20 protein-coding genes are annotated in these 22,499 nt (G+C 68.0%); 5 read left to right on the forward strand and 15 right to left on the reverse strand.

Translation table 11 applies throughout. The features are described from left to right. Window positions 1–25 precede the first annotated feature (25 nt). Window positions 26–1,189: an ABC transporter substrate-binding protein gene (locus AC4BAR_RS13625; protein ID WP_490628426.1), complete on the forward strand. Its 1,164-nt coding sequence runs from the start codon at window positions 26–28 to the stop codon at window positions 1,187–1,189. A 63-nt stretch (window positions 1,190–1,252) separates the two neighbouring features. Here the strand turns inward: AC4BAR_RS13625 and AC4BAR_RS13630 are convergent, their stop codons facing one another. The 3 genes from AC4BAR_RS13630 to AC4BAR_RS13640 all read right to left on the reverse strand — a co-directional run bounded on the left by AC4BAR_RS13630 (window position 1,253) and on the right by AC4BAR_RS13640 (window position 4,990). After that, window positions 1,253–2,299, reverse strand: coding sequence for a GGDEF domain-containing protein (locus AC4BAR_RS13630; protein ID WP_490628427.1), 1,047 nt, complete (start codon window positions 2,297–2,299; stop codon window positions 1,253–1,255). Between the two features lie 111 nt (window positions 2,300–2,410). Continuing rightward, window positions 2,411–3,283 carry a metal-dependent hydrolase gene (locus AC4BAR_RS13635; protein WP_490628428.1) on the reverse strand — a complete coding sequence of 291 codons (873 nt, stop codon included), beginning with the start codon at window positions 3,281–3,283 and terminating at the stop codon, window positions 2,411–2,413. Between the two features lie 267 nt (window positions 3,284–3,550). Next, window positions 3,551–4,990 (reverse strand): alpha/beta hydrolase, encoded by a 1,440-nt coding sequence (locus AC4BAR_RS13640; protein ID WP_490628429.1) that lies wholly within the window; start codon window positions 4,988–4,990, stop codon window positions 3,551–3,553. Between the two features lie 264 nt (window positions 4,991–5,254). Between AC4BAR_RS13640 and AC4BAR_RS13645 the strand changes: the two genes are divergently transcribed. The 3 genes from AC4BAR_RS13645 (at window position 5,255) to AC4BAR_RS13655 (ending at window position 9,230) form a co-directional block, all read left to right on the forward strand. After that, entirely contained in the window at window positions 5,255–6,676 is a 1,422-nt protein-coding gene (locus tag AC4BAR_RS13645; RefSeq protein ID WP_490628430.1) for an NAD(P)-binding protein, read from the forward strand. After that, on the forward strand, window positions 6,673–7,806 hold the full coding sequence (locus AC4BAR_RS13650) for a DUF2855 family protein (protein ID WP_490628431.1): 1,134 nt from the start codon (window positions 6,673–6,675) through the stop codon (window positions 7,804–7,806). Before AC4BAR_RS13645 ends, AC4BAR_RS13650 begins: the two co-directional genes overlap by 4 nt. A 179-nt stretch (window positions 7,807–7,985) precedes the next feature. Beyond that, on the forward strand, window positions 7,986–9,230 hold the full coding sequence (locus AC4BAR_RS13655; RefSeq protein ID WP_490628432.1) for a D-alanyl-D-alanine carboxypeptidase family protein: 1,245 nt from the start codon (window positions 7,986–7,988) through the stop codon (window positions 9,228–9,230). 18 nt (window positions 9,231–9,248) lie between these two features. On the opposite strand, the gene AC4BAR_RS13660 is transcribed toward AC4BAR_RS13655, so the two are convergent. The 3 genes from AC4BAR_RS13660 to AC4BAR_RS13670 all read right to left on the reverse strand — a co-directional run bounded on the left by AC4BAR_RS13660 (window position 9,249) and on the right by AC4BAR_RS13670 (window position 11,812). Continuing rightward, window positions 9,249–10,250 carry an NADP-dependent oxidoreductase gene (locus AC4BAR_RS13660; RefSeq protein WP_490628433.1) on the reverse strand — a complete coding sequence of 334 codons (1,002 nt, stop codon included), beginning with the start codon at window positions 10,248–10,250 and terminating at the stop codon, window positions 9,249–9,251. A 2-nt stretch (window positions 10,251–10,252) separates the two neighbouring features. Then, window positions 10,253–11,080, reverse strand: a complete 828-nt coding sequence (locus AC4BAR_RS13665) for an oxidoreductase (protein WP_490628434.1) — start codon at window positions 11,078–11,080, stop codon at window positions 10,253–10,255. Window positions 11,081–11,206: 126 nt separating this feature from the next. Beyond that, a complete protein-coding gene (locus AC4BAR_RS13670; protein ID WP_490628435.1) occupies window positions 11,207–11,812 on the reverse strand; it encodes a TetR/AcrR family transcriptional regulator in 606 nt (201 codons plus the stop codon). 102 nt (window positions 11,813–11,914) lie between these two features. Between AC4BAR_RS13670 and crcB the strand changes: the two genes are divergently transcribed. Further along, entirely contained in the window at window positions 11,915–12,307 is a 393-nt protein-coding gene (gene crcB, locus AC4BAR_RS13675; RefSeq protein ID WP_490628436.1) for a fluoride efflux transporter CrcB, read from the forward strand. Window positions 12,308–12,311: 4 nt separating this feature from the next. Here crcB and AC4BAR_RS13680 read toward each other — a convergent pair whose 3' ends face one another. The 9 genes from AC4BAR_RS13680 to AC4BAR_RS13720 are packed head-to-tail and all read right to left on the reverse strand — an operon-like array spanning window position 12,312 to window position 22,419. Next, window positions 12,312–13,175 carry a beta-keto acid cleavage family enzyme gene (locus AC4BAR_RS13680; protein ID WP_490628437.1) on the reverse strand — a complete coding sequence of 288 codons (864 nt, stop codon included), beginning with the start codon at window positions 13,173–13,175 and terminating at the stop codon, window positions 12,312–12,314. Window positions 13,176–13,193: 18 nt separating this feature from the next. Further along, the gene (locus tag AC4BAR_RS13685; protein WP_490628438.1) at window positions 13,194–13,676 is read right to left on the reverse strand and encodes a thioesterase family protein; all 483 of its coding nucleotides are present in this window, start codon (window positions 13,674–13,676) and stop codon (window positions 13,194–13,196) included. A 16-nt stretch (window positions 13,677–13,692) separates the two neighbouring features. Further along, complete coding sequence (locus tag AC4BAR_RS13690) at window positions 13,693–14,847, reverse strand: acyl-CoA dehydrogenase family protein (RefSeq protein WP_490628439.1); 1,155 nt, start codon at window positions 14,845–14,847, stop codon at window positions 13,693–13,695. Further along, window positions 14,844–16,856, reverse strand: a complete 2,013-nt coding sequence (locus AC4BAR_RS13695; RefSeq protein ID WP_490628440.1) for an ATP-binding protein — start codon at window positions 16,854–16,856, stop codon at window positions 14,844–14,846. Before AC4BAR_RS13695 ends, AC4BAR_RS13690 begins: the two co-directional genes overlap by 4 nt. After that, entirely contained in the window at window positions 16,853–18,028 is a 1,176-nt protein-coding gene (locus AC4BAR_RS13700; protein ID WP_490628441.1) for an acyl-CoA dehydrogenase family protein, read from the reverse strand. Before AC4BAR_RS13700 ends, AC4BAR_RS13695 begins: the two co-directional genes overlap by 4 nt. A gap of 33 nt (window positions 18,029–18,061) precedes the next feature. Further along, complete coding sequence (locus AC4BAR_RS13705; RefSeq protein ID WP_490628442.1) at window positions 18,062–19,201, reverse strand: DNA alkylation repair protein; 1,140 nt, start codon at window positions 19,199–19,201, stop codon at window positions 18,062–18,064. Window positions 19,202–19,220: 19 nt separating this feature from the next. Further along, the gene (locus AC4BAR_RS13710; RefSeq protein ID WP_490628443.1) at window positions 19,221–20,831 is read right to left on the reverse strand and encodes an acyl-CoA carboxylase subunit beta; all 1,611 of its coding nucleotides are present in this window, start codon (window positions 20,829–20,831) and stop codon (window positions 19,221–19,223) included. Further along, window positions 20,828–21,724: an SDR family oxidoreductase gene (locus AC4BAR_RS13715; RefSeq protein WP_490628444.1), complete on the reverse strand. Its 897-nt coding sequence runs from the start codon at window positions 21,722–21,724 to the stop codon at window positions 20,828–20,830. The genes AC4BAR_RS13710 and AC4BAR_RS13715 overlap by 4 nt, the downstream gene beginning before the upstream one ends. Next, window positions 21,721–22,419, reverse strand: a complete 699-nt coding sequence (locus tag AC4BAR_RS13720) for a TetR/AcrR family transcriptional regulator (RefSeq protein WP_490628445.1) — start codon at window positions 22,417–22,419, stop codon at window positions 21,721–21,723. The genes AC4BAR_RS13715 and AC4BAR_RS13720 overlap by 4 nt, the downstream gene beginning before the upstream one ends. Between the last annotated feature and the right edge of the window lie 80 nt (window positions 22,420–22,499).

The raw sequence follows: 22,499 nt of genomic DNA on the forward strand, positions 1-22,499 counted from the left end.
TTGACCACTTGAAGGAGTTGTTTCCATGAACACCAAATCGCTGCTGGCCCTTGCGGCCGGCACCTTGCTCGCCGCGTCGGCCATGGCGCAATCCCAGGGCGTGAGCAAGACCGAGATCACGCTGGGCTCCATCCAGGACTTGTCGGGCCCATTGGCCGGCTTTGGCAAGCAGGTGCGCCTGGGCATGATGCTGCGGGTGGACGAGATCAACGAGCAGGGCGGCGTGAACGGCCGCAAGATCAAGCTGGGCATCGAAGACTCGGGCTATGACCCCAAGAAGGCGGTGCTGGCGGCGCAGAAGCTGGTCAACCAGGACAAGATTTTTGCCATGGTGGCCCACATCGGCACGGCGCAAAACCTGGCCGCGATGCCGGTGCAGTTCGAGAAGAACGTGATCAACTTCTTTCCGGTGACGGCGGCGCGTGAAATGTACGAGCCCTTCCACCGCCTGAAGTACTCGTTCGCCGCCACCTACTACGACCAGATCCGCCAGACCCTGCCGGTGCTGGTCAAGGAAAAGAAGGTCAGCAAAATCTGCGCGATCTACCAGGACGACGAGTTCGGCCTGGAGGTGCTGCGCGGCGCCGAGGCCGGCCTCAAGGCCTCGGGCATGGAGCTGACCGAGAAAACCTCGTTCAAGCGCGGCGCCACCGACTTCTCGTCGCAGGTGGCCAAGATGAAGGCCGCCGGCTGCGAGTTCGTGGTGCTGGGCACCATCATCCGCGAAACCATTGGCACCATCGGCGAGAGCCGCAAGACCGGTTTCAACCCGGTGTTCCTGGGGTCGAGCGCCTCCTACACCGACCTGATCCACAAGCTGGGTGGCCCGGCCATGAACGGCTTGTACGCCACCCACACGGTGCAAAACCCCTACCTGGACGAGGCCTCGCAGCCCATCCGCTTCTGGGCCAACAAGTACAAGACCAAGTTCAACGAAGACCCCACGGTGTTCTCGGTCTACGGCTACAACGCCATCGACACCTTCATCCGCGCCGCGCAGAAGGCCGGTCCCAACCTGACCACCGACAGCTTCATCAAGGCCATGGACACCATGACCGTGCCGCCGGACATCTTTGGCGGCTCGGAGCTGACCTTCAGCCCCACCAAGCGCCTGGGCAGCGACAAGTCACGGATGTCGCAAATCCAGGACGGCAAATGGAAAGTGGTGTCGGACTACGCCAAGAACTGAAGGCCCATCGCCCCAGAAAAAAGCCACCCGAGGGTGGCTTTTTTCATGGGGCTGCGCCGCACGCTAGAAGAAATCAACCGCCGTGGCCCGGTCGGCGTCGGCCAGGTGCCCGGCCTGCACCAGCTCGGCGTGGCCCGCCACCCGGTTCCGGCCATGGCGCTTGACGTGGTACAGCGCCTTGTCGGAGCGCTCGATGGCCTCGCTGGGGGTGTCGCCCTCGCGCAGCTCGGTGAAGCCCACGCTCACCGTGATGTGGCCCACCTGCGGGAAATCGCAGAGCTCGGCGCTGCGACGCAGCCGCTCCAGGGCGGCGCTGGCCGAGGTGGTGTCGGGGCTGCGCATCAGCACCACGAACTCCTCGCCACCGAAGCGGTAAATCTGGTCGTGGTGGCGGAAACTGCCGCGCATCAGCTGGGCCAACAGCAGCAATACCTCGTCACCGATCAGGTGGCCGAAGCGGTCGTTGACCTGCTTGAAATGGTCGATGTCGATGATGCCCAGCCACAGCGGCGCCGGCCCGGCCGGTCGGCGTTGCTCCACCCCGGCCAGCGGCGGCTCGGGCAGCGGCTCTGCGGCGGCCAGCATGCGCATGACGTTCTCGTCAAAGGTCTTGCGATTCAGCAAACCGGTGAGGGCGTCGCGCTCGCTGTAGTCCAGCACCGCGTGGAAGTTGCAATACAAACGCAGAATGGCCTGCAGCGTCCGCAGCTCGCGTTCACCCAGCGGCTGCTCGGTCAGCAGCTCAATCACCCCCAGGGTCTGGGTCCGGGTGCCCAGGGGCAACAGGGTGCAGACCGGTGGGCCGGGCAAGACGGCCATCTCCAGGGTGCGCAAACAGGCCAGGCGGTCGGGGTGCTTGTCCAGCGGCGGCAGGGTGTCGGGGGTGGCCCACAGCGGGTCGGTGCAGGGCACCAGGTCACCGCGGCGCAGGCGGCCCCGGGTCAGCCAGACCTCGGTGTCGGCGTCGCCGCCCACGCCGTACAGGGCCACCTGCAAGGGATGCAGCAGCTCGTGCAGGGCGCTGACCAGGGTGAGATCGAGGTGGTCACGGTTGCGCGACACCGTCATTTCCGCCATCTGGACGGCGAGCTGCTCGGCGATGTGGGACATGCGATGGGGTAAACGGCTGGTTGTCCCTTTCAGGATAAGGGGACCGTCACCCTGCCAAACGCCAAATTGCGGGGGAAAGCCCCCGCAATTGCGCCGCCCCAGGCCGGTGGATCAGACCGGCGACAGCAGCGCCGCGTCGCTGGCGGCGATCGGGTCGCCGGTGCGGTTGAAGACTTCCAGCCAGGCGTCGTAGCCGTGGATCTGGCCGGTCTGCCAGGGGTGGAAGCCGGGTTTGAAATAGGCCATGAAGTGGCCCAGGATGGGCATGTACAGGCCGCCCGGCTTGTACATCCACCAGGCGCCTTTGGCCATCATGCCCAAGCGCTTGAACAGGCCAAAGCCGTCGACCTTGAGCATGCGGTTGATGGCGATGAAGGTGCCCACCGGGAAGAAGACGGTGGTCACGGCCAGCGCAAACACGCGGCGGAAGTAGCCCACATGGGCCACCTTCTGCATCACGTCAAAGGCCACCGCCTTGTGCTCCACCTCTTCGATGGCATGCCAGGTGTACATGGCGCGGATGCGCGGGTCGGCCTGTTCCAGCACCTTGGCTTCCTCAAAGCCATGGGCCATCAAGGCGGTCATGTGCTCGAAGGCGGCGGTGATGGCCAGCGTGGTTTTGCGGCTGAACACGCCGCGCAGCACCTTGAACAACCAGAACACGGTGAGTTTTTCAATCCGGTCCACGTCCACGCCCTGGGCCTTGACGCGGTTGTTGAACTGGCGGTGCACCATGCCGTGCTGGCCTTCCTGGCGGGTGAAGTCTTTCACCTCGGCCAGCAGCTTGGGGTCGGTGATCTGGTCGCGGAAGTCGCGCACGCAGGTGATGAAGAAGCGCTCGCCTTCGGGGAAGAAGGTCGACATGGCGTCAAAAAAACGCGACTTGAAGGGGTCGTTGTTCAGCCAGTGACGGGGGATGTCACCGTCCAGCCCGAAATCGAGCTTTTCACGGGGAACGATGGCGTGCTCGGTGTGGGTGTGCATGGAAACCTCTCAAAAGTTCGGTGCGGGGATGGCAGCGGGGCTCAAAACCTGGTTTTGGCGCCCTCGGTCGATGATCTCTCATCTGACTGTGCCATTGAATGATGTAATTTATAACCCTGGATCGGTACTGTCAAGTACCGATTCGGGTTTGTCCTGACCCCTGCGGCCGGAAAAGCGGCATTCCTGCCAGGCCCGCGCCAAAACAAACGGGGTCCGCCGGTGGGCGGACCCCGTGGGTCCATTCGAAGACGGGGCCTGCCCCCCGCGTCAGCGCGGGGTGAAGCGCACCTGGCGAATCCGGGCGTCGTTGATGCTGCCCAGCAAATAGGCCTGCTGGGCGTTGGCCGGCCCCAGGTCCACCGTGAAGGTGAGCCGGCCGGCGGCGTCGGGGCGCAGCTTCTTCACCACCCCGTCGATGGCGACGTCCACGGTTTTGTTGCCACGGAACAGCGCCGGGGTGGTGACGCGGGTCTGGCCACTGCCAATCAAGCTCAGCCCGGTGGCGCTGACGTCCCGCAGGTTCATGAACTCCAGCGCCCGGGCCGGGTCGGCCTCGACCGACCAGCCGTACACCGCGAAACGGGGTTCGATGGCCTGGAAGTCGAATGCGGCCGGCGCCGCCGGGGCCTGGGCAAAGACCTGCTGGAAGCGGGCCACGGCCTGGGCAATCTCGTAGCGGAACAGCGAGACGCTGTGGCAACCCCAGTCCAGCGGCGTCCAGGCATGGGCAATGCCCAGCGCGTTCAGCTGGTTGTGCAGGTTCACGCTCTCCGGCTGGATCGCCCCGATTTCGAGCGCACAGCCGGCCACATCGGTGCCACCCTCGCCCTGGGCCGTGCCCAACAGCCCGTTGCCGGTGAACACCTGCAGGTCGACGCCTCGCAGGTTGCGCGCCAGGTCCCAGGGGTTGTGGCCGCGCCAGCGCACCTCCTGGGTCAGCCGCGGGCCGTACACCGAGTCGGGCGCGCTGGTCTGCAGCAGCGGGCTGACCGACACCGCCGCGTCCCCGGTGGGGAAGTTGGTGTCCACCGTGCCCGACAGGCTGGCGGCCGCGCCAAACAGGTCAGGGTGGCGGGCGGCCAGCATCAGCGCCCCATAGCCGCCCATGGAGTCGCCCATCACAGCGCGCTGGGCCCGGTCGGCCAGGGTGCGAAAGTTGGCGTCGATCAGCGGCATCAGCTGCTGGATCACAAAGGTCTCGTAGCGCGGTGGGCCACCGGCGCCGTTGTTGAACCAGTCGCTCCAGTAGCCGGAATTGCCGCTCGGCGACACCACCAGCGAGGGGTAGGCCTTCACCAGGTCGTAGGCGCTGTAGTCCTTGCGGAAGGTGGTCTGGTCGTGGTTGGTGCCCCCCAGGTAATAGGTGGAGGCCCAGCGCCGGCGGGTGTCGGTGAGGTAACCCGCGGGCAACATCACCTCGACCTTGACCGGCGCCACAAAGGCGTTGCTGGCCACGGTCAGCTCGGCGGTGTGGCTGTCCAGCCAGGCCAGGCCCACCACCGTGGCCCCGGGCACGGCCACCATCTGGCCCAGCGTCGGGGCCGGACTGGCGGCCGGGCCGTCGCTGGGGGCGGCCACGCTGGCCTTGGTGGGGGTGGCCAGGGCCGCCGCGTCATCGCCGCCACCGCCACAGCCGCTCAAGGCCAGGCTGCCCATCGCGGCCACCAGGGCCAGTGTTTTGGCCCATGCATTGGAGAAATTCGACATGCCGTTCCTTTGGTCTTTTTGGCTCTAAAAAGAAGCCTCTTGAAGCAAAAATGAATACTTTTGGTTGAAACTGGCAGGATTTTCGACGCATCACCGCCAAAGTTGAGTGCAAACAGCACCGCCGAGCCGCGGGCGGCGTGACGAATTGCCGAATTACGGGGCCGGCATGGCCTTTGCCCCTGCGCCTGGTCCGCATGGTTTGCCCCGATGGTGCCCACGGCCCCGGGCCTCTTACGATGCGGCAGACAACCCCAAGGACCGCCTGTGGCCCCGTTTGACACCGACTACCTGGTCATCGGCGCCGGCGCCACCGGCCTGGCCTTTGCCGACACCCTGCTGCAGGAAAGCGACGCCCACATCACGCTGGTGGACCAGCGGGCGCAGCCCGGTGGCCACTGGAACGACGCCTACCCTTTTGTCACGCTGCACCAGCCCTCGGCCTTTTACGGCGTGAACTCGCTGCCACTGGGCAGCGGCCACAAGGACACCCAGGGCCCCAACGCCGGCCTGCACGAGCTGGCCAGCGGCGCCGAGGTCTGCGGCTATTTCCAGCAGGTGATGCAGCAGCGCCTGTTGCCCAGCGGCCGGGTGCGCTTTCTGCCCATGAGCGACTGCCTGGCCAGCGGCGGCCCGCAGGCCCAGGTGGTGTCGCGGCTCAGCGGCCAGACCACCACCGTCACCGTGCGGCGCAAATGGGTGGACTCGCGCCACTTCAGCCCCGACGTGCCGGCCACCCACCCGCCGCGCTTTGAGGTGGCCGCCGGCGTGCGCCTGCTCACCCCCACCCAGCTCACCCGCTGGGGCCAGGACGGCGCCCCGCCCCCGGAACGCTTTTGCATCCTGGGCGCGGGCAAGACGGGCATGGACGTGGCGCTGTGGCTGCTGGCCACCGGCGTGGCGCCCGAGGCCATCCACTGGGTGGTGCCACGCGACTCCTGGGTCATCAACCGCCTGAGCACCCAGCCCGGCATGGAATTCTTCGAGCACTCCATCGGCGGCCAGGTCAAGGCCTTCCGGGCCCTGGCCCAGGCCCGCGACGTGGACGACCTGTTCACCCGGCTGGAAGCCGAGGGCCAGATGCTGCGCATAGACCGCAGCGTGATGCCCCGCATGTTTCACTACGCCACGCTGTCCGAGGGCGAGGTGGCGCAGCTGCGGCACATCACCCAGGTGATTCGCCAAGGCCGCGTGAGCGCCATCACCCCCCAGGCCCTGGTGCTGGAACAGGGCCCGGTGGCCATGGACGCCGCCACCACGCTGTACATCCACTGCACCGCCTCGGCGGTGGCGCCCAGGCCCAGCGAGCCCATCTTCCAGACTGGCAAGATCGTGCCCCAGCTGGTGCGGGCGCCGCTGGTGTCGTTCAGCGCGGCCGTGTGCGCCTACCTGGAAGCGCATGGCGCGGACGATGCGGCCAGAAACCAGCTTTGCACGCCCGTGCCCTTTCCGCGCAGCGTGGCCGGCTATGTGCGGTCCACCCAGGTCAACATGCTCAACCAGATGCGCTGGAACCAGGACAAGCCCCTGCGCGCCTGGATGCGCGACAGCCGGCTGGACGGTTTTGGCAAGCTCACCGCCAGCGTGGCCCCGGACGACGCGGCCAAACTGGCCTTGCTGGGCGAGCTGCGCGAACAGGCGGCGGCCGCCATGGCCAACGCCCCGCAACTTCTGAAGGCCACCGCATGAGCACCACCCAGTTCCAGGTTCACAAAACCCAGCTCGCCAGCACCCGCTGCGTGGTGCGACCCGACGCGCCGCTGGACGAGGGCCAGGTGCGGGTGCGCATCGTGCAATTTGCCTACACCGCCAACAACATCACCTACGCCGCCTTCGGCGAGGCCATGCAGTACTGGCAGTTTTTCCCGGTGACCCCCGAGGCCGGCGACCCGCCCGATGCCCCCTGGGGCCTGATCCCGGTCTGGGGCTTTGGCGTGGTGGTGGAAAGCCGCAGCCCGGCCGCGGTGGTGGGCGAGCGGCTGTACGGTTACTGGCCCATGGCCTCGCACGCGGTGCTGAGCCCGGTGCGCGAATCGGCCCAGGGCTTTTTTGACGGCGCGCCCCACCGCACGGCGCTGCACCCGGTCTACAACCAGTACCTGCGTTGCGCGGCCGACCCGCTGCACGACCCGGCCCACGAGCCGCTGGAAGCGCTGCTGCGCCCGCTGTTCCTCACCGCCTGGCTGATCGACGACTTTCTGGCCGAGCACCACTTCTTTGGCATCAACCAGGGCGGCGAGGGCAGCGCGCGCGGCGTGGTGTTGCTGTCGTCGGCCAGCAGCAAAACCGCCTACGCCACCGCCGCCCAGCTGGCCAAGCGCCCCGAAGTGCGGGTGGTGGGCCTGACCTCGGCCGCCCATGTGGGTTTTTGCGACAGCCTGGGCGTGTACGACCAGGTGCTGCGTTACGACCAGCTCGACAGCCTGCCGGCCGACACACCCTGTGTGTACGTGGACTTTGCCGGCAGCGGCCCGCTGCGCCAGGCCATCCACGGCCGCTTTGGCGCGCTGGCCCACAGCTGCGCGGTGGGCGGCACCCATGTCGACCAGCTGGGCGGTAGCCGCGACCTGCCCGGCCCCAAGCCGGTGCTGTTCTTCGCCCCGGCCCAGGCCAAGCAGCGCATGCGCGACTGGGGCCCAGCCGGTTTTGCCGAGCGGCTGGCCCAGGCCTGGCATGGCTTTGTGCAGCAGGTCAGCCGGCCCGCCGCGCCCTGGCTGGTGGTGCAAACCCACATGGGCGAAGCGGCTGTGGCCGCAGCCCACCAGCAGGTGCTGCAGGGCCAGGGCGATCCACGGCAGGGGCATGTGTTGTCGCTGTGAGTGGCGGGCCACCCAGACGGCCCTGCGCGGGGGGCGGTGGGTCATGCTCGCAGCGACCGACTTTGTCACCAACTGTGTCTTGGCCATGCCACAGGGCCGGACTTTTGCCATTGCGCAGGCCTGATCCGTGCGATCGGCGGCGCCGATCCGCGACAATTCGCGACCTTCCCGTGAACCCCATGCAAACCAAGACCTTCTCCCTCCTCCCTGTCGTCGTCGCCCTCACCGTGGGCGCCCTGCTGCCCAGCACCGCCTCGCTCGCGGCGGCACGCCACGCGTCCAAGCCCGCGGCGCACAAGAAAGCCGCGGCCACCGCGAACGCGCTGCCGCCCCTGGCCGCGCAGACGGCCCTGGCGGCCAACCCACCGGCGCTGCCCGCCAAGGCCTGGCTGCTGATGGACCACGACTCCGGCGAGGTGCTCGCCTCGGCCAATGCCGACGAAGCGCTGCCGCCCGCGTCGCTCACCAAGATGATGACCAGCTTCCTGGTCGAGCAGGCGCTGCGCGCCGGCAAGCTCAAACCCACCGACCTGGTCTCGGTCAGCCAGAACGCCTGGTGCCGCGGCACCAGCGCCGAGTCGTGCATGTACCTGCCGCTGAACAGCCAGGCCACGGTGATCGACCTGCTGCGCGGCATCATCATCCAGTCGGGCAACGACGCGTCCAAGGCCATTGCCGAGCACATGGCCGGCTCAGAAGCGGGTTTTGCCAAGCTGATGAACGCCGAAGCCCAGCGCCTGGGCATGACCCACACGAACTTCGTCAACCCTACGGGCCTGCCCGACCCGGCGCACAAGTCGTCTGCGCGTGACCTCGCCATCCTGGCCCGCGCCATCATCCGCGACAGTGCCGACTACTACCCCATCTACGCGGAACACGATTTCAAATACAACGGCATCAAGCAAGGCAACCGCAACGCCCTGCTCTACACCGACCCCACCGTGGACGGCCTGAAGACCGGCCACACCGAAGAGGCCGGCTACTGCCTGGTCACCTCGTCCAAGCGCAACGGCATGCGGCTGATCACCGTCATCCTCAACACCAACAGCGCCCAGGCCCGGGCCGACGAAACCCGCACGCTGCTCGGCTGGGGCTTCAGCAACTTCGAGAAAGCCACCCCGATCCAGCCCAACACGGTGGTTGGCACCGCCAAGGTCGGCTTTGGCAAGGCAGACACGGTGGCGGCCGGCCTAGGCGCCCCCTGGGTGCTGACCGTGCCGCGCGGCCTGCAATTGCAAACCGCGGTGACGCTGCAGCCGGGCCTGGAGGCGCCGGTGGCCAAGGGTGCCGTGATCGGCAAGGTGGTGGCCACCGCCAACGGCAAGCCGGTGGGCGAAGCCCCGCTCGTTGCCCAGGCCGATGTGGAACGCGCCGGCCTGCTGCTGCGCCTGTGGCAGCACGTGACCCAGTGGATCGGCAAGTGAGGCCGGCCGGCCTCGGGCTCACTTGACCCGGATGACGACCTTGCCCTTCGCGCGACCGGACTCAACATAGGCCAGGGCCTCGTTGGTGGACTCGAAGGGGAACACCTTGTCGATGACGGGGCGGATCGCGCCCGCTTCAATGAGGCGGGTGATCTGCTGCAACTGGGCGCCGTCCGCCTTCATGAACAGAAAGCCATAGCGCAGACCGCGACGGCTTGCCCTTCGCCGGACGCCCGCGCTCAGCCCGCGCATCACCAGCCTCACGAACCAAGGTGCGCCGATCGCCTTGCCAAACTCGGGGTCTGGCGGGCCGGAGATGGAAAGCAACGTTCCGCCGCTCTTGAGCACCCGGAGGGACTTGTCCAGCGTCTGGCCATCCTGGCTGTTCAGCACCAGGTCGTAGTCGTGCAAAACACCTTCAAAGTCTTGGTGCTTGTAGTCGACCACCACATCGGCACCCAGGCTCTTGACCAGCGCGACATTGGCGGTGCTCGTTGTCGTGGCGACGCTGGCGCCGAGGTGCTTGGCCAACTGGATGGCGAAAGTGCCCACGCCGCCGGAACCGGCCTGGATGAAAACCTTCTGCCTTGGCTTCAGTTGGGCCTTCTCAACCAGTGCCTGCCACGCCGTCAAACCTACCAGCGGGATGGCGGCGGCTTCTTCCATCGTCAGGCCCCTGGGCTTGAGCGCCAGCGATGAGGCCTTGATCGGGACAAACTCGGCGAAGCTGCCGATCCGGAAGTCATCGGCGCGTGCGTACACCTCGTCGCCCACCTTGAATTGGCCCGCCCGGGGGCCCACCTTCACCACGACACCGGCGACATCGTGCCCCAGGATGAGGGGCAGGCGGTAAGGCAGGATGAGCTTGAACTCCCCGGCCCGGATCTTGGCGTCCAGCAGGTTCACGCTGGCGGCGTGCACCTCAACCAGGACTTCGTCGTCGCGCAGCGTCGGCATCGGCATGTCTGCCAGGCGCAACGCGCTCTTTTTTTCATAGCGGTCGGCGATGAATGCTTTCATGGTCAGTTCACGCCTTGCGCCACATCGAGCCGCAGGTCTTTTCGAATCCCGGCATCCATCAGCCAGGCCGGTGCGAACCGGCGCAGCAGCCGCAAACGGTTCGCGAGCCCGCCGGCGGTGTAACGGAGCTTGGGTCGGGTGGCGCTGGCCGCTTGGAGCACCACGTCGGCCACGACGCCAGGCAGCGCCCCAGCAGCCATCGCCTCCTTCACGCGCCGGTTCATGGCGGCGCGAACTTCACGGTAGGCGTCGAGCTTGGCGTCGGGTTCCAGCAGGTTGGCGTCGAATGGCGTCTTGGTGTAGGCCGGCTCGATCACCGAGACCCGGACACCCAGTGTGCGCAGCTCATGGTCGAGCGACTCGGAATAGCCTTCGATGGCATGCTTGGTGGCGGCATACAGCGCGCCATAGGGCATGGGCAAGAAACCCAGCACCGAACCAATGTTGATGATGCGGCCCGCCCCCTGCCGGCGCATGTGGGGTAAGACGGCGCGCGTCATCCGGATGAGCCCGAAGAAGTTGGTGTCGAAAATCAACCGGGCCTGCTCGATGGAACTTTCCTCGGCACCGGCAGGCGCGACACCGAACCCGGCGTTGTTGACCAGCAGGTCGATGCGGCCCTCCCGCTGCATCAGTTGCGCCACCGCAGCGGTCACCGACGCGTCGCTGGTCACATCCAGCGGCAGCATCTCGAAGGCCCGCCCGCTCGCCTCACCACCCCGTCGGCTCGTGCCGTAAACCCTGTAGCCGACCTTGGCGAGCCGTTCAGCGGCGGCTTGGCCAATGCCCGACGAGGCACCGGTCACGAGGGCAATCTTGGGGTTCGTCATGGTTATGCATTTCTCCGTCAGCGTTTCGGGTTGGGAAGTTCGGTGTGTGGCGAAGACTTCACGCCATACTGGCATGATGTTCATCATATTTAAATTCGCGCGAAATGACCATGGTCATCAAGCGGTTCAATGCGCAACGGGCAGCAGATGCTGAAGCGCCGCTTCTCGCAGGCTGTCCGACAACGCTGGATCGTCCACCGCACGCGCCAACAGCAAGGCACCCACCATGGTGGACAGCGTCACGAGCGCCTGTTCATGGGCCTTGGGACGCCCCCAGTCCGGCGACTGCCGGGCGACCAGGTCGATCATTTCCTTGATGTGCCGGGTCGCCACGCGACGCACTTCGGGCGCCTGGCGCGAGGTCTCGGAACCCAGAGCAGCCAAGGGGCAGCCGTGCTCTGCATTTTGGACATGGGCTTTGGAAAGGTAGGCGTCCAGCATGGCAGCCAGCGCAGCCCCTGGAGGCTGCTTGGCTGCCACCTCGGCCGCCGCCGCTGCGGACTCCGCGCAGGCTTTGCTTGCCGCTTCGGCCAGCATGGCCTCCCGGGAGGCGAAGTGTGCATAGAAGGCGCCATGCGTCAAGCCGGCCTCCTTCATGATGTCGGCGACGCCGGTGCCGTCATAACCGCTGCGACGGATGGTCCGGGCGGCCACGGACACGATGCGGTCGTGTGTGGCCTCTTTGGCAGCGGCTCTGGCGTTGGCAATCGATTTTGACATGATGATCATCATACCTAAATCAAAAACTTGTTGCAAACCAGAGGCTGCCCAGACCGCCACGCCAGCGGTTTGCTACATTCACCCCGACCCCCCAGCGAACCACAGAAAGTCCCCATGATCGCCTCCGTCTTTTCGATCTCCCTGGGCGCGGCCCTGGGCGCCTTGCTGCGCTGGAAGCTGGGCGGCTGGCTCAACGCGCTGTGGCCGGCGGTGCCGCCGGGCACGCTGGCGGCCAACCTGGTGGGGGGTTATCTGATCGGGCTGGCGGTGGCCTTCTTCGCGGGCAACCCGCAGTTGTCGCCGGAATGGCGGCTGCTCATCATCACTGGCTTTCTGGGCGGGCTGACCACCTTTTCCACCTTCTCGGCCGAGGTGGTGGCCAATTTGCAGCGGGGCGACCTGGTGATGGCGTTCACCGGCATCGCCGTGCATGTGGCCGGCAGCCTGGCGCTGACGCTGCTGGGCATTGCCACCTACACGGCCTTCAAGTCGCTGGCCGCCAGCTGATGCCTCAGTGCAGACCCATCAGGGCGCGGGCTTCGGCCGGGCTGGCCACCTCGCGGCCGGCCTCGCGGGCGTAAGCTGCCAGCTGTGCGATCAGCGGCGCATTCGAGGTGACCTTGTCACCGCTGGGCAGGTAAAACGTGTCTTCCAGGCCCGTGCGCAAATGGCCGCCCAGCTCGGCGGTGCGGCGGTGAGTGGGCCAGATCTCCTGGCGGCCGATCAATGTGGTTTGCCAGCGCGCGCCCTCGGGCAACAGCTTCAACAGAATGGGCAGCAAATCAGGGTCGGCCGGCATGCCGGACTCCACACCCATCACAAAGTTCACCTCCAACGGGCCGCTGTACATGCCGGTCTGCTGGTACATCTCCACGCAGCGCACGATGCCCACGTCGAAGCACTCGAACTCGGGCAGCGTACCGGTCTCGGCCATCACGTCCAGAAAGGCCTGCACCTTGGCGGGCAGGTTGTCGAACAACATGGGCGGCCAGGCCCATTGGCCGTTGCTGCGCACCTTCAGGTAGTTCAGCGAGCCGGCGTTGCAGGCGGCCATCTCGGGCCGGGTGGCGCGCAGGCAGTCGAGTGCGCCCTGGTAATCGGGGCCCACCACGCCGGTGGTCTGGTTGATGATCAGCCCCGGGCAGGCGACGCGCATCGCGTCCACACAGGCCTTGGCCACGGCCGGGTCCCAGCTGGGCAGATGGCCCTGGCCGGGAGTTTGGTTGCGAAAGTGCACATGCACCACGCTGGCGCCGGCGTCCATGGCGCGGCGGGCCTCGGCGGCCAGTTGCTCGGGCGTCACCGGCACATGGTGCTGGCCGGGGTCGGTCAGCACACCGGTGATGGAACAGGTGAGGATGGCTTTGTCGCCCATGGCAGCTCCTTCAGGGGTTCAGGACACGATGTAGGCCGCCATCGCGGCCGACAGCAGCGTGCCGTCTTGGTTCAAGAATTCCATGCGGGTGGTGGCCACCCGCGAGCCGCTGCGCAGCACCTCGGCGTGGACGGTGAACATCTCGCCCACCACCGGCCGCAAAAAATCCACCCGCAGGTCGATGGTGCCCAGCTTGCCAAAGCGCTCCATGCGCTTGGCCGGCGCGTCGTCCATGTGGCGGGCGCACACCGAGGCCAGCGCGGCAATGCCGCCAGCGGCGTCCAGGCAGGCGCTGGTCACGCCACCGTGCATGCGCTGGTGGGCGAAGTTGCCCACCAGGTCGGGCTTCATCGCGATGCGGGCGGTGGTGTGGGTGGGCGTGAGGCTTTGCAGCTGCAGGCCGATGAAACGGTTGAAGCTGATGCGCTCGTCAAACACATGGCGTACCAGGTTGAAGAACTCGGGCTCGAATTCAATCAGGGAAGCGGGGATCTTGGTCATGGTGGAATGTTTGTGGTCACACGCCCAGCTGCTTGGCCGCCAGGTCTTTCATGATGTCTTCGGCGCCGCCGCCAATCATCAGCACCTTGACCTCGCGGTACAGACGCTCGCTGACGGTGCCGCGCATGAAGCCCATGCCGCCGAGGATTTGCACCGCCTGGTCGGCACAGAACTGCAGGGTTTGCGTAGCGTGGTTTTTCAGCAAACAGACGCTGGCCACCCAGGCCGGTGCCATGTCGCCGGCGTCGGCGCGGTCGGTCAGCGCGTCGGCCCAGGCCTGGGTGGACTCGATGCGCATCTGCATGTCCATCAGCTTGTGGCGCACGGCCTGGTGCTGCACCAGCGGCTGGCCAAAGGTGTGGCGCTGGCGGGCCCAGTCCAGCGCCTCGTCCAGGCAGGCCTGGGCAAAACCCAGCGCCGCCACCGCGATCGACAAGCGCTCGGCATTGAAGTTGCCCATGATGATCTTGAAGCCCGCGCCCTCCTCGCCCAGCAGGTAACGCGCCGGCACGCGGACATTGTCAAAACGCAGCTGGGCGGTGTCCGAACTCAGCCAGCCCATTTTCTGCAGCCGGCTGCGCGACAGGCCCGCCGCGTCGCCCGGCACCAGCAGCATGGACAGGCCGCGGGCGCCCCGTTCATCCGGCCCACCGGTGCGCACCGCCACCGTCAGCCAGTCGGCCCGCATGCCGGAGGTGATGAAAACTTTGTCGCCATTCACCACGTAGTCGCCGCCGTCGCGGCGGGCGGTGGTTTTAAGCGCCGCCACGTCCGAGCCGCCGCCCGGCTCGGTGATGGCCAGCGCGGCAATCTGCTCGCCGCGCAGCACCGGGGGCACCACCTCGGCCTGCAGCGCGGGGCTGCCATGGCTGAGCACCGGCGGCAGGCCGATGTTGTGCGAGAACAGGCTGGCAAACACGCCGCCGCTGGCGCCCACCCGGCAAAAGGTTTGCGCCATGGCCATGCGCAGCTTCCAGGGCGCCGGCGTGCCACCCAGCGCCTCGGGGTAGCCCAGGCCCAGCAGGCCCAGCTCGGCCGCCTGGCGGTACAGGCCACGCGGGAACTCGCCGGCCTCGTCCCAGGCCGTGGCGTGGGGGGCCACCTCGCGGCGGGCGAAGCGGGCCACGCTGTCGGTGAGTGCTGCCAGCTCGGCGGCCAGGGGGTGAGTCATGCCGCCACCTCCACCGTCAGCAGCCGCTGGCCCGGCGCCAGCTGCTGGCCCAGGGCCACGGCCACTGCCGCCACCACCCCGTCGCAGGGCGCGGGCAGGGCATGCTCCAGCTTCATCGACTCCACCACCGCCAGCGTGTCGCCACGCCGCACCCTGCTGCCCGCCGGCTGCGGCAGGGCGATCAATTTGCCGTTGAAGGGCGCACGCAACTCCGCACCCTGACCGGCGTCAACGGCGGCGGCCGGTGGCGCCCAGCTCAGGTCTTGCAGCCACAGCTCGGCACCGTCCACCTGAACATGCCAGCGGCCGTCGGGCAGCGCCACCCTGGCCACCGCGTGGCCCACCCCGTCCAGCGTCACGCGGCATTGCTGCGGGCCGCTGGCCTGCCATGCCACGGCGTGGGTCTGGCCCTGGTGGCTGAGCTGCAGCGCGCCGGGCCCGGTTTCCAGCACGGTGAGTGCCAGCGTGTCGCCGTCTGCGTCAAAGCGCAGTGGTTTGCCAAAGGGCAAAGGCAGACCATGGCCGGCCGGGCTGTGGGCCAGGTGCACCGCCACACAGGCCACCAGGCGCGGGGCCAACGCGGCCTGGGCCAGGGTGGCGCGCAGGCCATCGCCCTGCTCCGCCAGAAAGGGAATCAGCGCCTGGCCGGCGCGGAACACCGGGTGTTGGACGCAGGCCTGCAGAAAAGCCCGGTTGGTGGGCAGGCCCAGCACCTCGGTCTGGGCCAGCGCAGCGTGCAACCGGTCCAGCGCCGCATGGCGGTCGGGGCCGTGGGCAATGAGCTTGCCCAGCATGGCGTCGTAATGCGGCGACACGATCTGGCCGTCGGCCAGCGCATGGTCAAAGCGCACACCGGTGGGTGGCACGAAGCGTTGCACGGTGCCGGTGTGGGGCATGAAGTGTGCGTCTTCGGCGCACAGCCGCACCTCGACCGCATGGCCCTGGAACTGCACTTGATCTTGGGTGAGCGGCAGCGGTTCGCCACGGGCCACGCGCAGTTGCCACTCGACCAAGTCGAGCCCTGTGACCAACTCCGTCACCGGATGCTCCACCTGCAGCCGCGTGTTCATCTCCATCAGGTAGAAGGCCCCCACGCTCCCCACTGCGTGTGGTTCGCTGCCCCCCGAGGGGGGCCTCGCGTCTTGGGGCGGCCCGGCGACGCTCGACGCCCCCCCATCGAGCAGAAACTCCACCGTGCCCGCGCCCACATACCCGGCCGCCTGGGCCAGCGCCACCGCGCAGCGGCCCATCTGTTCACGCAGCGCCGGGCCCACCGCCGGACTGGGCGATTCCTCGATGATCTTCTGGTGGCGGCGCTGCACCGAGCAGTCGCGCTCGCCCAGGTGGATGCAGTGGCCCAGCGCGTCGGCAAACACCTGCACCTCCACATGGCGGGGCGCCAGCAAGGCCCGCTCGATCAGCAGCTCGGCGCTGCCAAAGCTGCTCAGGGCCTCGCTGCGCGCGCTGGCCAGCGCCGCAACGAGCTGCGCCGGGTCGTTCACCAGCCGCATGCCACGCCCACCACCGCCGGCTGTGGCCTTGACCATCACCGGGCAACCGATGCGCTGGGCCTCTTGCGCAAAACGTTCGTCGCGCTGGTCATCGCCCTGGTAGCCGGGCAGCACCGGCACACCATGGGCCAGGGCCAGTTGCTTGGCGCTGGCCTTGCTGCCCAGCGCGCGGATGGCGGCGGGCGGCGGGCCGACCCAGACCAGGCCGGCGTCCAGCACGGCCTGCGCAAAGTCGGCGTTCTCGCTCAAAAAACCGTAGCCCGGATGCACCGCGTCGGCACCGCTGGCCTGCGCGGCGGCGATCAGTTTGTCGATGCGCAAATAGCTGTCGGCCGAGGCCTCGCCCCCCAGCGCCACCGCTGTAGTGGCTTCGCCCACATGCAGGGCCTGGGCATCGGGGTCGGAATACACGGCCACGGTGGCAATGCCCATGGCCTGCGCGGTGCGGATCACCCGCCGCGCGATCTCACCCCGGTTCGCAACCAGCAGCCGCTTCATTGCGGCGCAGGGCGTTTGGCGATGCCCATGATCTTGGACAGGATTTGCAGCATCACCTCGTCGGCGCCGCCGCCAATCGACGCCAGCCGGCCGTCGCGGTACAGCCGCGAGACCTTGTTCTCCAGCGTGAAGCCCATGCCACCCCAGAACTGCAAGCAGGTGTCGGGCACGATGCGGTTGAGCCGGCCGGCCTTGAGCTTGGCCATGGAGGCCAGCTCGGTCACGTCCTGGCCTTGCACGTACAGATCGCAGGCGCGGTAGGTCAGCGCGCGCAGGCTCTCCACCTCGGTTTTGGCCTCGGCCAGCTTGAACTGCACCCATTGCTGGTCGGCCAGCGAAGCGCCGAACAGCTGGCGCTGCTGCGCCCACTCGATGGTCCATTCGATGCAGTTGTTCAAAGACTGCAAACAGCTGGCGGCGCACCACAGCCGCTCTTCCTGGAACTGCTGCATCTGGTAGACAAAGCCCGCGCCCTCGGCACCGATGCGGTGGCGCTGCGGCACCCGCACGTTGTCGAAATAGATCAGCCCGGTGTCGCTGGCGTGCATGCCGATCTTGCGGATCTTCTGCGCCACCTCGATGCCGGGCAAGAGCTTGCCGTTCTCGCGCAGGGGCACGATGACCAGGCTTTTGTTTTTGTGCACCGGCCCCTCGCCGGTGTTGACCAGCATGCACATCCAGTCGGCCTGCAGGCTGTTGGTGATCCACATCTTCTGGCCGCTGATGACGTAGTCGTCGCCGTCCTTGCGGGCAAAGCTCTTGATGCCCGACACGTCGCTGCCCGCGCCCGGCTCGCTGACGCCGATGCAGCCCACGGTGTCGCCGGCAATCGCCGGGGCCAGGAACTCGCGCTTCAGTTCCTCGCTGCCAAAACGCGCCAGCGCCGGCGTGCACATGTCGGTCTGCACGCCAATCGCCATGGGCACACCGCCGCAATGGATGTGGCCCAGCGCCTCGGCCATGGCCAGGCCGTAGGAGTAGTCCAGGCCGGCGCCGCCATGGACCTCGGGCTTGGTCAGCCCCAGCAGGCCCAGCTGGCCCAGGCGCTTGAATACCTGGTGGGCCGGGAAGATTTCGGCGGCCTCCCATTCGTCCACATGGGGGTTGATCTGGTCGTCGATGAAGCGCTTCAGCGTGCGCTGGATTTCGAGGTGTTCGTGGGTGAAGTGCATGGTGGGTCTTCGTGAAAAAAGGGACGGACGGGTTCAGGCCTCGGCCAACAGCTCGAACTCGCCCAGGGCCTGGGCCCGGCCGTTCAGCACCAGCTCGACGCGGTGCAGGCCGGGGTGGTGGCGCCTTGTGCTCATCTGCTGCAGCGACAGGCGTTTGTGCAAAGGCTGGGTGGCGCCGGCGGGCAGGTCCAGCGTCTTGAGCTTGAACACCTTGGCGCGGTGGCTGCCGTCCGCCTTGGCGTAATGCACCCGCAGGTCGGCCAGCACCCGCTGGGCCTTCGGGCCGGGGTTGTGCAGGGCCAGGTCGATGGCCACCGCGCCGCCGATGCGGGCTTGCGCTGGCGCGATGCGCACCTGCTGAACGCTCAGGTCCACCGCGTGGGCCAGGCCCAGAACGGCCAGCGCGTCGGCGTCGCCGCGCTTGACGGCAAAACGCAGCGCGTGGCGCACCAGGCGCTGACGTGCTACCGGCGCGTCCAGCAACCAGCGGCGCGCCACCGTGGTGAGCAGTTCCGGGTGGTCCTTGCCGATGTCGTTGAGGTGGTTGGCCACCGAGCGCCGCACATAGGACGAGGGGTCGTCTTTCAGCCGGTCGAGCAGCGGCAGCAAGGGCGCCGGGTCGCGCACAAAGGCGCGCAGCCGGGGCGCCCAGGGCAGGCGCGGCCGGGCGCCTTCGCTGGCCAGCCGGCGCACATGGGCGCTGGGGTCGCTGGTCCAGGCCATCAGCCGGGCCAGTGTGGCGTCGGGGTGGTGTTCCAGGTAGGGGCGGATGCAGAACTCGGCGGTGAAGCGCTGGGTCAGCGCGTGTTGCGCGGCTATCGACAACTCGAAATGGCCCAGCCCATGCTGGGCAATGAACAGGCTGTGCGGCAGGTACAGAAAGGCACTGTGGCCGCTGCCGCTGGCCACCGGCTCGCCGGCGGCATCCAGCCCCATGGGAGGGCCCATGGCGGCCAGCAGGATGGCCAGCGCCTCCGGGTAGGCCGGCGGCAAATGGCGGTGCAAGGCCTGGGCCATGCGCTGGCCACGTGGCATCAACGCCAGGGCCTCGTAGCCGGGTGCCACGTCGGCCAGAAAGGCCGCGCGATCAAAGGCCGGCCAGGCGCCGTGCAGCATGGCGGCCAGCCGCGGCGGCACCGTGGGGTTGAGCAAATGGGTCAGCGGCTCGGCCATGGCGGGGCGGCTCCGTGGCTCACATCCGCGCCACGCCGAACGACAGCGGCTGCAGCGCGCGGCCGGCGGCATCGGCACAGAGGTCCAGGCATTGCGTCAGCACCGCCCGGGTGTCGCGCGGGTCGATCACGCCGTCGTCGAGCAGCAGGCCCGAGGTGGTGAAGGCGTCGGCCTGGGCCTCGAACATGGCCACGATCTGCTCGAACTGGGCCTGGGCCTGCACCGGGTCGGGCGTCAGGCCTTTGCGGGCCAGGCCGGCCTCGGTGACGATTTGCATGGTGCGGGCGGCCTGCTCGCCGCCCATCACCGCGGTTTTGGCGCTGGGCCAGCTGAACAAAAAGCGCGGCGCGTAGGCCCGGCCACACATGCCGTAGTTGCCGGCGCCGAACGAGGCGCCGCATTGCACGGTGAGCTGGGGCACGCTGGCGTTGGTGACGGCCTGGATCATCTTGCTGCCGTGCTTGATCATGCCGGCCTGCTCGCTGTCGCGGCCCACCATGTAGCCGGTGGTGTTCTGCAAATAGACCAGCGGCTGGCCCAGCTGGCAGCTGCGCTGGATGAAATGGGTGGCCTTGTTGGCGCCGGCCACGTCGATGGGCCCGTTGTTGCTGACCAGGCCCACCGCATGGCCGCCGATGCGGGCCTGCACACACAGCGTGGCCGCGCCGTACAGCGGCTTGAATTCCAGCAGCTCGGAGCCGTCGGCGATGCGGGCCATGACCTCGCGCATGTCCACCGGCTGGCGCAGGTCGTCGGACATCAGGCCCAGCAACTCGTCGGCCGGGTACAGCGGCGCCGGCGCGGCCGCCCGCAGCGCGGTGGCTGCCGCGCTGCGCGCCACCACCTCGCGGGCCAGGCCCAGCGCGTGGCGGTCGTCCTCGGCCAGGTGCTCGCCCAGGCCAGAGACGGTGCTATGCATCTCGGCCCCGCCCAGCTCTTCTTCGGTGGCCCGCTCGCCGGTGGCGGCCATCAGCAAAGGCGGGCCGGCCAGAAAGGCGCGCGAGCGGCCCCGCACCATGATGACCACGTCGGACAGCCCCGGCATGTAGGCGCCACCGGCGGTGCCCGAGCCGTGCTGCACGGTGATGACGGGCAGGCCGGCGGCCGACAGCCGGGCCAGGTTACGGAACAGCGCGCCACCATGCACAAAGCCCTCCACCCGGTAACGCATCAGGTTGGCGCCGGCGCTCTCCACCAGGTGCACAAACGGCAGGCGCTGCTGCAGCGCGATCTCCTGCACCCGCAAAATCTTGTCCAGGCCCATGGGCTGGATGGCACCGGCCTCGATGCCGGAGTCGCTGGCCACCACCATGCAGCGCACGCCGCTGACCCAACCGATGCCGGCCACCACCCCGCCGCCAGGCACTGAACGTTCCTTGTCGCGGTTGTCCTGGCCGTAACCGGCCAGGCTGCACAGCGGCAGCCATGGCGCGCCCGCGTCCACCAGCAAGGCGATGCGTTCGCGTGGCAGCAGCTGGCCGCGTTTCTCGAAGGTGGGGCGGGACTTTTCCGAGGCGGCCACGGCCCGCTGCTCCAGCGCCCGCCACTGCGCGATGCGGGCCAGCATGGCGGCGCGGCGCTGCTGGGCGGCCTCGCCCTGGGCGTTCCAGGCCGAACGAAACACCGTCATCGCTGCAGCACCTGGGGGGTTTGCGCGCGGTGGAAACCGTCGAAGGGCTTCACCGCCGGGCGCGCCTGCACCTCGGCGGACGGCACACCCTGGCCCCAGCCCATGCGCACCTGGGGCCGGGCGCCGTCGACCCGCAGCACCGAGCCGGAGATGAATGACGCCGCGGGCGACAGCAGGAACACGATGGCGGCCGAGGTTTCGGCCTCGTTGCCGAAGCGGCCCAGCGGCACCGTGGCCTGCATCTGGCGCAGCATGTCGCCGGCCTCGGGGGGGTAATGGTCCATGCCGCTGGAGGCGATGTAGCCGGGCGCCACCGCATTCACCCGCACGCCGCTGCGGGCCCATTCCAGCGCCGCGGTCTCGGTGAAGCTGACCATGCCGGCGCGGGCCGCGCCGCTGTGGCCCATGCCAGGCATGGAGCCCCAGATGTCGGCCACGATGTTGACGATGGCCCCGCCCTGCGCCTGCATGCTTTGCAAATAACACTCACGGGCCATCAGAAAGCCGCCGGTGAGGTTGGTGTCCACCACCGCCTGCCAGCCCTTGGCCGAGATGCTCTCCAGCGGCGTGATGTACTGGCCGCCGGCGTTGTTGACCAGGCCGTCGATGCGGCCATGGGCCAGCACGATGGCGGCCACGGTGTTGCGCACCGCCTCTTCGTCACGGATGTCGCAGCTGTGAAAGCTCACATGGCCCACATGGGCGGCGCCGTCCACCGCGATCTCGGTGGCCACATGCTGCAGCTTGTCGAGCTTGCGGCCCACCAGCACCACATGGGCGCCCAGCGCGGCCAGCTCGTGGGCGGTGCAGCGGCCAATGCCGGAGCCGCCGCCGGTGACCACCACCACCTGGCCGGCCAGCAGGCCGGGCTTGAAGACAGAACGGTAGCTCATGGCTTCTCCTGAATGAACAAGGACAGCGCGGCCTCGGCCAGCTCGTCGAGCGACGCGCCCTTGCGTCGGTCGTACCACTGGGCCGACCAGTTCAGCGCGCCAAACATCAGCAGCCGAGCCAGCTTCACATCGGCGCGGATTTGCCCGCTGGCGTGCAGGGCCTGCAGCACCGGCACCCAGGGCGCCTCGTATTCGCTTTGCAGCGTGGCCAGCAGGCCACGCTGGCGCGGCGTGATGGAACGGCTCTCGTACAGCATCACCGGGATGAAGTCGCTGCGCGGCCCCAGCAGCACCTGGAAATGGTGGCGCACCAGCAGCGCCAGCTGGCCGCGCGCATCCAGCCCATCGGCGGCGGCCCGCCCCAGCACCTCGGCCTGCGAGGCAATGGCCGAGGCCATGCCCGACTCCATGACGGCGAACAACAGCTCGCCCTTGCTCTTGAAGTGGTAGAAGGGCGAGCCGCTGCCCATGCCCACCGCGGCGGCGATGTCGCGGGTGGAGGTGGCGTCAAAGCCCTTGCGGCGAAACAGCTTGGCGGCCGAGCTGATCAGGTGCTGGCGGCGGTTGCCGTCGTCGCGCTCGTCCAGGGTTTTGCGCGGCCGGCCGCGGGGGCGTTTTTCAGGGGTGGCGGCGGGCTCGGTCAGGTCGGCGGGGGCGCCGTCCATCAGGGCCGGCAACGCATCGGGAATGTGCATGGGCGAAACCATACCAAACCCGATTATTTTTAGCAAGCATTTGCTTGGTAAAAATACCCTTGCCGGCCAAACTCCCCCGG

It is taken from the genome of Rhodoferax sp. SPJ4, assembly GCF_058216275.1.

What these genes read in the sequence shown, in the direction of transcription:
- crcB (WP_490628436.1), top strand. Translation starts at nt 11,915, where the DNA reads ATGATCGCCTCCGTCTTTTCGATCTCCCTGGGCGCGGCCCTGGGCGCC.
- AC4BAR_RS13665 (WP_490628434.1), bottom strand. Translation starts at nt 11,080, where the DNA reads ATGACGAACCCCAAGATTGCCCTCGTGACCGGTGCCTCGTCGGGCATT.
- AC4BAR_RS13670 (WP_490628435.1), bottom strand. Translation starts at nt 11,812, where the DNA reads ATGATGATCATCATGTCAAAATCGATTGCCAACGCCAGAGCCGCTGCC.
- AC4BAR_RS13710 (WP_490628443.1), bottom strand. Translation starts at nt 20,831, where the DNA reads ATGACGGTGTTTCGTTCGGCCTGGAACGCCCAGGGCGAGGCCGCCCAG.
- AC4BAR_RS13690 (WP_490628439.1), bottom strand. Translation starts at nt 14,847, where the DNA reads ATGACTCACCCCCTGGCCGCCGAGCTGGCAGCACTCACCGACAGCGTG.
- AC4BAR_RS13700 (WP_490628441.1), bottom strand. Translation starts at nt 18,028, where the DNA reads ATGCACTTCACCCACGAACACCTCGAAATCCAGCGCACGCTGAAGCGC.
- AC4BAR_RS13630 (WP_490628427.1), bottom strand. Translation starts at nt 2,299, where the DNA reads ATGTCCCACATCGCCGAGCAGCTCGCCGTCCAGATGGCGGAAATGACG.
- AC4BAR_RS13655 (WP_490628432.1), top strand. Translation starts at nt 7,986, where the DNA reads ATGCAAACCAAGACCTTCTCCCTCCTCCCTGTCGTCGTCGCCCTCACC.
- AC4BAR_RS13720 (WP_490628445.1), bottom strand. Translation starts at nt 22,419, where the DNA reads ATGCACATTCCCGATGCGTTGCCGGCCCTGATGGACGGCGCCCCCGCC.
- AC4BAR_RS13635 (WP_490628428.1), bottom strand. Translation starts at nt 3,283, where the DNA reads ATGCACACCCACACCGAGCACGCCATCGTTCCCCGTGAAAAGCTCGAT.
- AC4BAR_RS13660 (WP_490628433.1), bottom strand. Translation starts at nt 10,250, where the DNA reads ATGAAAGCATTCATCGCCGACCGCTATGAAAAAAAGAGCGCGTTGCGC.
- AC4BAR_RS13625 (WP_490628426.1), top strand. Translation starts at nt 26, where the DNA reads ATGAACACCAAATCGCTGCTGGCCCTTGCGGCCGGCACCTTGCTCGCC.
- AC4BAR_RS13680 (WP_490628437.1), bottom strand. Translation starts at nt 13,175, where the DNA reads ATGGGCGACAAAGCCATCCTCACCTGTTCCATCACCGGTGTGCTGACC.
- AC4BAR_RS13640 (WP_490628429.1), bottom strand. Translation starts at nt 4,990, where the DNA reads ATGTCGAATTTCTCCAATGCATGGGCCAAAACACTGGCCCTGGTGGCC.
- AC4BAR_RS13705 (WP_490628442.1), bottom strand. Translation starts at nt 19,201, where the DNA reads ATGGCCGAGCCGCTGACCCATTTGCTCAACCCCACGGTGCCGCCGCGG.
- AC4BAR_RS13685 (WP_490628438.1), bottom strand. Translation starts at nt 13,676, where the DNA reads ATGACCAAGATCCCCGCTTCCCTGATTGAATTCGAGCCCGAGTTCTTC.
- AC4BAR_RS13715 (WP_490628444.1), bottom strand. Translation starts at nt 21,724, where the DNA reads ATGAGCTACCGTTCTGTCTTCAAGCCCGGCCTGCTGGCCGGCCAGGTG.
- AC4BAR_RS13650 (WP_490628431.1), top strand. Translation starts at nt 6,673, where the DNA reads ATGAGCACCACCCAGTTCCAGGTTCACAAAACCCAGCTCGCCAGCACC.
- AC4BAR_RS13695 (WP_490628440.1), bottom strand. Translation starts at nt 16,856, where the DNA reads ATGAAGCGGCTGCTGGTTGCGAACCGGGGTGAGATCGCGCGGCGGGTG.